This window comes from Roseinatronobacter ekhonensis (assembly GCF_900499075.1).
In the GTDB taxonomy this organism is placed as follows: Bacteria; Pseudomonadota; Alphaproteobacteria; order Rhodobacterales; family Rhodobacteraceae; genus Roseinatronobacter; species Roseinatronobacter ekhonensis.
On the sequence record NZ_UIHC01000115.1, the window covers coordinates 1 to 3,299 of the forward strand.

The 3,299-nt window shown below is 57.7% G+C and carries 3 protein-coding genes; 1 reads left to right on the forward strand and 2 read right to left on the reverse strand.

What is annotated here, in order from left to right; genetic code table 11:
* Window positions 1-84 precede the first annotated feature (84 nt).
* Both ROE7235_RS19080 and ROE7235_RS20015 read right to left on the reverse strand, forming a co-directional pair.
* Window positions 85-1,305 (reverse strand): site-specific DNA-methyltransferase, encoded by a 1,221-nt coding sequence (locus tag ROE7235_RS19080; RefSeq protein WP_121097540.1) that lies wholly within the window; start codon window positions 1,303-1,305, stop codon window positions 85-87.
* 83 nt (window positions 1,306-1,388) lie between these two features.
* Complete coding sequence (locus ROE7235_RS20015) at window positions 1,389-1,568, reverse strand: hypothetical protein (protein ID WP_147434282.1); 180 nt, start codon at window positions 1,566-1,568, stop codon at window positions 1,389-1,391.
* A gap of 475 nt (window positions 1,569-2,043) precedes the next feature.
* Between ROE7235_RS20015 and ROE7235_RS19085 the strand changes: the two genes are divergently transcribed.
* Complete coding sequence (locus ROE7235_RS19085) at window positions 2,044-2,922, forward strand: LysR family transcriptional regulator (protein WP_121097543.1); 879 nt, start codon at window positions 2,044-2,046, stop codon at window positions 2,920-2,922.
* The last annotated feature ends 377 nt before the right edge of the window (window positions 2,923-3,299 follow it).

Here is a 3,299-nt window from a genome sequence, read left to right on the forward strand (position 1 = left end):
GCGCTCGACAAACGCACCCCAGACGCGGCATACTTCGAGCAAGCAGAGATACGAAAAGCGGCATGAACATAAATCTGATGCATCTTAGACAAGCCGCAAACCTGTCCTAAAAAGCAGGACCACTTCACATCGCTTGATGGCGACATCGACATAGGCTGGGTTCAATTCGACCCCAAGGCAGGTCCGGTCGGTGGTCTCGGCCGCGATCAGCGTGGTGCCGGATCCCATGAACGGCTCGTAGACTGCCTGACCGGGGCTCGAGTTGTTCAGGATTGGCCGCCGCATGCACTCGACGGGCTTTTGCGTGCCATGGACTGTTTCAGTATCCTGATCGCGATTGGCGATTTGCCACAGCGTGGTCTGCTTGCGGTCCCCGGCCCAGTGGCCCTTGCCTTTGGCGCGCACCGCGTACCAGCAGGGTTCGTGCTGCCAGTGGTAATCGCCGCGGCTGAGCACGAGCCGGTCCTTGGCCCAGATGATCTGCGACCGGATGGCAAAGTCAGCGGCGGTCAGACTTTCTGCCACGGTCGCCGCGTGCAGCGCGCCATGCCAGACATAAGCGACATCGCCCGGAAACAGTGCCCATGCCTCGCGCCAGTCTGCGCGGTCGTCATTCAGCACCTTACCGGTGCGCTTGGTCTTGGCGGCCCCGGCCTGATTGCGCCAGGAGGGGTCATACTCGACGCCATAGGGTGGGTCGGTCACCATCAGTAGGGGTCGAACGTCACCCAGCAACCGTCCGACTATATCAGCAGATGTGCTGTCGCCGCAGATCAGCCGGTGCGACCCAAGCTGCCACAAGTCACCCGGTACCGAGACCGGATCGGCTGGCACATCCGGAACATCGTCCGCGCCTTCGACAGGACCGTCGTCGCCCAGCGCCTCGGGATCCTGCAGCAGCGCGTCGAGGTCATCGTCGCTGATGCCGAGCAGCGACAGGTCAAAATCTTCGGCCAGGAGCCCCGCGATCTCGTCTCGCAGCAAGGCCTCGTCCCACTCGCCGAGCTCGGTTAGCTTGTTGTCGGCGATGCGATAAGCACGACGTTCCGCCTCATCCAGATGCGTCAGACGAATGACCGGCACTTCTGTCAGCCCAAGCAGAGTCGCCGCCAGCACGCGGCCATGGCCCGCGATCAGCTCGCCGTCATCAGCCACCATGCAAGGCACCGTCCAGCCGAACTTGGCCATGCTGGCGGCGATCTTGGCCACCTGGTCATCGCCATGCATCTTGGCATTGCGAGCATAGGGGCGCAGCCGCTCGATCGGCCAGCTTTCAATCTGGCTCGGCGCGAAGACGAGGTCCATGGGATGGGGTCCGGAACTGGGGCAGGGCGTACATAGGTCAGCGCCCAAGCCAATAGGCTGGCCGATGAACAGCATCCGCGATGTCAGAAAAACAAAAAACGCCCGCGAGGGATATCCTCCGGGCGAAAATCTTCGATGATCAAGAGATAGGTCAAGGGGGCTAGAAAAGTCAAACCATTTTTGCGCTTGGAATCAATGCCTTCTGGTGGAGCGTGGCGTGGGTGGCTTCCAGAGGTGGCTTCGGTGGCTAGGGTGGATTCCACCCGGAATCCACCCTAGCCAATAGCGCGAGTGTGTAAGTCTCTGAAACTGAGTCAGAATTTCCAGCGCTGCTTGCGGGGTGGCTTCCAGCTGGATTCCCCGGTGAAAAGGCCAGACGCTGGAAAACTTGCGCGCTCAGCCCCCCCGTATACGGATCGCGCCCAGGAGGAACCATGAAGGGGGGATGCGGCGCACCCGGCCCATACCGGACCTTCGTACAATGGCCAAGGGCTGCAGTGCGGCTTCACCATACCGGCCATTCGTCCACCATGCAGCATTTTTGGAGGATGAAGGTCCGGTGAGCGGACAAAACGGACCCCAACCACATTTGGGCAAATGACCGCTAAGCAGGAGACCGGCCCTGCTGTCGCGGCCGTTTGGTTTCAAATGGAGTGGGCCCCAAGCTTGATCTCACACCGCAAGCCCAATTGAATTTTTAGGTTTTGCCACCCTGATGATCCAATCTATGAACAGCGTATGACATTTGATCAGATTAAGACCTTCTTGTGGGTGGCGCGACTGGGCGGTTTTCGTAAGGCGGCAGATCGGCTGAATCTGTCGCAGCCGGCCGTCTCTACCCGCATCTCTAATTTAGAGCATGAATTGCGTGCCCCGTTGTTCGAGCGAGGATCGGGCGAGCTTGTCCTGACAAAGCACGGAATGTTGCTGCTGTCGTATGCCGAGCAGATGCTGTTCGTTGAAGAAGAAATCAAACAACGCGTCGCCAATCCGTCAGAGGCAGAGGGCCTGTTTCGCGTCGGTGCCGCCGAGACGATTGCACAAGCCTGGTTGCCGGACTTCCTAAAGGCGTTCAGTGAGCAATACCCACGCGTCAATGTGGATTTGACGGTCGATATCTCACTGAATCTGCGCGCGGAGCTTCTGGAAAGAAAGCTGGACCTTGCCTTGCTGATGGGACCTGTATCCGAGTATTCCGTCGAGAACGTAACCTTGCCGTCTTTCGACCTGCATTGGTATCGCGCAACCGCAAATCCCCAGACCGATCTGGGGGAAATTCCGGTCATTTCATATTCAAGCAAAACCAGGCCGCACCGCGAATTGATGTCTGAACTATCACGCCGGATAGGGCCGAAAGTGCGGGTCTATGCGTCTGCGTCGCTTTCGGCCAGCTTGAAGATGATTGCAGCGGGAATTGCCGTCGGTCCTTACCCAAAGGCGCTGGCCAACAATTTTCTTGAGACGGGACAAATCGTAGAGTTTGATCCCGGCTTTCGCCCAAAGCCCCTGTCTTTCACAGCGTCATATTTGTCAGAACCGCGCAGCTTTCTTATTGAAAACAGCGCGCAAATTGCACGCGATGTGGCTGTGGCTTGGGATAACGGGCAAGGCCAATGATTTCAAAAAATCTATCACAAGTGATCTAAAGTGATAATTTGATTGGCGGACCTCTCCGTGTGATGCTCTTCCTGATGGTTGGGAATTGCGCATGAGATCTGGATCCGTTTCACATTCCGACTTGATCGGTCGTTCGGCAGCCGACGTTAGGGCAGCCATTCGACGCGGGTCCTACGCTGGTCATACGGCGGGGCTGGCGGCGGGGAAGCTGCAATGTAACCTTGCGATTTTGCCAGAAAAATATGCTCTGTGTGAATCCCGGAGACAAAATGCCCACAGAAACGGTCTGATGATCTGACCGTCGCGGAGTAAAATTCCGCAATCTGACACCTGAAGCTGATGAGCGGAGGGTGGGGAGATGTATTCTGTGGACTTAT

Excerpts from the sequence above, each read along its gene's own strand:
- ROE7235_RS19080 (WP_121097540.1), bottom strand. The coding sequence starts at position 1,305 with ATGGACCTCGTCTTCGCGCCGAGCCAGATTGAAAGCTGGCCGATCGAG.
- ROE7235_RS19085 (WP_121097543.1), top strand. The coding sequence starts at position 2,044 with ATGACATTTGATCAGATTAAGACCTTCTTGTGGGTGGCGCGACTGGGC.